Genomic DNA, 3,980 nt, shown 5'->3' with positions numbered 1-3,980 from the left:
TATCGGCGATCCTTTTCACGCTCGGCGTGTTCGGCATCTTCCTGAACCGCCGCAACATCATCGTCATCTTGATGTCGGTCGAGCTCATCCTGCTCGCGGTCAACATCAATTTCGTCGCGTTCTCGGCGGCGCTGCATGACCTCGTCGGACAGGTGTTCGCCCTGTTCGTGCTGACGGTCGCGGCCGCTGAAGCCGCGATCGGTCTTGCCATTCTTGTCGTCTTCTTCCGCAACCGCGGCTCGATCGCGGTCGAAGACGTGAGCGCGATGAAGGGTTGACGGGAACCATCATGTATCAGGCTATCGTCTTCCTTCCGCTGCTCGGCTTCCTGATTGTGGGCCTGTTCGGCAATTCGCTCGGCGCCAAGGCTTCCGAATACATCACCTCCGGCTTCCTGGTGATCGCGGCTATCCTGTCCTGGATCGCCTTCTTCACCGTCGGCTTCGGCCATGGCGAGGTGTTCACCGTGCCGGTGCTGCGCTGGATCCAGTCAGGCGGCATCGACGCCTCCTGGGCGCTCAGGATCGACACGCTGACAGTGGTGATGCTGGTCGTCGTCAACACGGTGTCGGCGCTGGTTCACATCTATTCGATCGGCTACATGCACCACGATCCGAACCGGCCGCGCTTCTTCGCCTATCTGTCGCTGTTCACCTTCGCGATGCTGATGCTGGTGACCGCCGACAACCTCATCCAGATGTTCTTCGGCTGGGAAGGCGTCGGTCTCGCTTCCTACCTGCTGATCGGCTTCTGGTACAAGAAGCCGTCGGCCAACGCCGCCGCAATCAAGGCCTTTGTCGTCAACCGTGTCGGCGACTTCGGCTTCGCGCTCGGCATCTTCGGCGTGTTCGTGCTGTTCGGCTCGGTCAATCTGAGCACCGTGTTTGCCAATGCGGCGTCATTCCTGCCGGCCGAAGGCGCGCCTGCCGGCGCCGCCGTGCTGACTTTCCTCGGCCATGCGCTCGACAAGCAGACGGCTCTGACCGTGGTCTGCCTGCTGCTCTTCATGGGCGCCATGGGCAAGTCGGCGCAGGTGCCGCTGCACACCTGGCTGCCGGACGCCATGGAAGGCCCGACGCCGGTCTCGGCGCTCATCCATGCCGCGACCATGGTGACCGCCGGCGTGTTCATGCTGGCCAGGCTGTCGCCGCTGTTCGAGCTGTCGCACTCGGCGCTGACCGTCGTCACCTTCATCGGCGCCTTCACCGCCTTCTTCGCGGCGACCGTCGGCCTCGTCCAGAACGACATCAAGCGCGTCATCGCCTATTCGACCTGCTCGCAGCTCGGCTATATGTTCGTGGCGCTCGGCGTCGGCGCCTATGGCGCGGCGATCTTCCATCTGTTCACGCACGCCTTCTTCAAGGCACTGCTGTTCCTCGGCTCCGGCTCGGTCATCCATGCGGTGTCCGACGAGCAGGACATGCGCAAGATGGGCGGGCTGCGCAAGCTGATCCCGACCACCTACTGGATGATGATTGTCGGCACGCTGGCGCTGACCGGCGTCGGCATCCCGGCAACGGTGATCGGCACCGCCGGTTTCTTCTCCAAGGACGCAATCATCGCGACCTCCTTCGCCAGCCACAATGCGGTCGCCGGCTTTGCCTTCATCCTGCTGGTGGTCGCCGCCTGCTTCACCAGCTTCTATTCGTGGCGCCTGATCTTCATGACCTTCCACGGCGAGCCGCGCGCCAGCCACGAGGTCATGCATCATGTCCATGAATCGCCGCCGGTGATGCTGGTGCCGCTCTATGTTCTGGCGGCCGGCGCGCTGTTCGCGGGCATCATCTTCCACGGCGCCTTCATCGGCGAGGGCTATGCCGAATTCTGGAAGGCGTCGCTGTTCACGCTGCCGGACAACCACATCCTGCACGAGATCCACGAACTGCCGCTCTGGGTGGAACTGGCGCCGTTCGTCGCCATGGTGATCGGCCTGCTGGTTGCCTGGAAATTCTATATCCGCTCGCCGGAACTGCCCCGCAGCGTCGCCGCCAACCATCGCCTGCTCTACGCCTTCCTGCTCAACAAGTGGTATTTCGACGAGCTCTACGACTTCCTGTTCGTGCAGCCGGCCAAGCGCCTCGGCAGGTTCCTGTGGAAGACCGGTGACGGCACGATCATCGACGGGCTCGGCCCCGACGGCGTCTCGGCGCGTGTCGTCGACGTCACCAACCGCGTCGTCAAGCTGCAGACCGGCTATCTTTACCATTATGCCTTCGCCATGCTGATCGGCGTGGCCGCTCTCGTCACCTGGATGATGCTCTGATGACTGACTGGCCAATCCTCTCGCTGGTCACCTTCCTGCCGCTGGTTGGTGTTCTGCTCATCCTGTTCATCAGCGACGACAGTGAAAACGCGCGCCGCAACATCCGCGCCATCGCCTTCATCACGACGGCGTTCACCTTCGTCGTCTCGCTGTTCATCTGGACGGGCTTTGACAATTCGCAGGCTGGCTTCCAGTTCGTCGAGAAGCACGCCTGGCTGGATTCGGGCATTTCCTACCACATGGGGGTCGACGGCATCTCGATGCTGTTCGTCATCCTGACGACGTTCCTGATGCCGCTTTCCATCCTCGCCTCCTGGGAAGCGATCGAGAAGCGGGTCAAGGCCTATATGATCGCCTTCCTGATCCTCGAGACGCTGATGATCGGCGTATTCTGCGCGCTCGACATCGTGTTGTTCTACGTCTTCTTCGAAGCCGGCCTGATCCCGATGTTCATCATCATCGGCGTGTGGGGCGGCAAGCGGCGCGTCTATGCCTCGTTCAAGTTCTTCCTCTACACACTCGCCGGTTCGGTGCTGATGTTGCTCGCCATCATGGCGATGTTCTTCCAGTCGGGCACCACGGACATCCCGACACTGCTGACGCATCAGTTCCCGGCCAACATGCAGACCTGGCTGTGGCTGGCCTTCTTCGCGTCCTTCGCGGTGAAGATGCCGATGTGGCCGGTACACACCTGGCTGCCCGATGCCCACGTCGAGGCGCCGACGGCGGGCTCGGTCATCCTGGCGGCCATCCTCTTGAAGATGGGCGGGTACGGCTTCCTGCGCTTCTCGCTGCCGATGTTCCCGGAAGCGTCGGCGATGTTCGCGCCTCTGGTGTTCACGCTCTCCGTCGTCGCCATCATCTACACCTCGCTGGTGGCGCTGATGCAGGAGGACATGAAGAAGCTGATCGCCTATTCGTCGGTCGCCCATATGGGCTTCGTGACCATGGGCATCTTCGCCATGAACCAGGAAGGCGTGCAGGGCGCAATCTTCCAGATGCTCAGCCACGGCCTCGTGTCGGGCGCGCTGTTCCTGTGCGTCGGCGTCATCTACGACCGCATGCATACGCGCGAGATCGACGCCTATGGCGGCCTCGTCAACAACATGCCGAAATACGCCACCGTCTTCATGATCTTTACCATGGCCAATGTCGGCCTGCCGGGCACCAGCGGCTTCATCGGCGAGTTCCTGACCATGCTCGGTGTGTTCAAGGTCAACACCTGGGTGGCGTTCTTCGCCGCGACCGGCGTCTTCCTGTCGGCGGCTTACGCGCTTTGGCTGTATCGACGCGTGATCTTCGGCGCGCTGACCAAGGACAGCCTGAAGAACCTGCTCGATCTTTCGCCGCGCGAGAAGGCGATCATCTACCCGCTGGTGGTGCTGGTCATCTTCTTCGGCGTTTATCCGGCGCCGGTGTTCGACGCGACGGCCCAATCGGTCAAGGCGCTCGTCACCAACGTCACCGCATCCATCAATTCCGCGCAGACCGCGGCGGCGAACTGACCGGGGAATAGACCATGACGCCGGACCTTCTCTCCAGCCTTTCACTCTCGACGCCGGAACTGATCCTCGCTGTCGGCGCGCTGGTGCTCCTGATGATCGGAGCCTATTCGCGCTCCAACAACACCATGACCGTGACCGGCCTGGCCGTCCTTGTGCTGGTGGTGGCCGGACTCTGGCTCGCCTTCTCCGGCGGGCAAGGCGCTGCCTATGGC

3 protein-coding genes and 1 pseudogene are annotated in these 3,980 nt (G+C 62.4%); all 4 read left to right on the top strand.

Annotated features, from left to right (window positions below):
- The coding region (gene nuoK, locus EOA28_RS27395) for an NADH-quinone oxidoreductase subunit NuoK (RefSeq protein ID WP_128315475.1) at window positions 1-278 on the top strand (278 nt) is incomplete at its 5' end.
- An 11-nt stretch (window positions 279-289) separates the two neighbouring features.
- On the top strand, window positions 290-2,263 hold the full coding sequence (gene nuoL / locus EOA28_RS27390) for an NADH-quinone oxidoreductase subunit L (RefSeq protein ID WP_127251984.1): 1,974 nt from the start codon (window positions 290-292) through the stop codon (window positions 2,261-2,263).
- On the top strand, window positions 2,263-3,768 hold the full coding sequence (locus EOA28_RS27385; protein WP_127251983.1) for an NADH-quinone oxidoreductase subunit M: 1,506 nt from the start codon (window positions 2,263-2,265) through the stop codon (window positions 3,766-3,768). Before nuoL ends, EOA28_RS27385 begins: the two co-directional genes overlap by 1 nt.
- A 14-nt stretch (window positions 3,769-3,782) precedes the next feature.
- Window positions 3,783-3,980 (top strand): annotated as a pseudogene (locus EOA28_RS27380) (NADH-quinone oxidoreductase subunit N); the annotation flags it as partial.

The organism is Mesorhizobium sp. M2A.F.Ca.ET.067.02.1.1 (assembly GCF_004023285.1).
Classification (GTDB): domain Bacteria; phylum Pseudomonadota; class Alphaproteobacteria; order Rhizobiales; family Rhizobiaceae; genus Mesorhizobium.
Note: the sequence above shows the minus strand (reverse complement) of the source record. Positions and strands in the feature narration are given on the sequence as shown.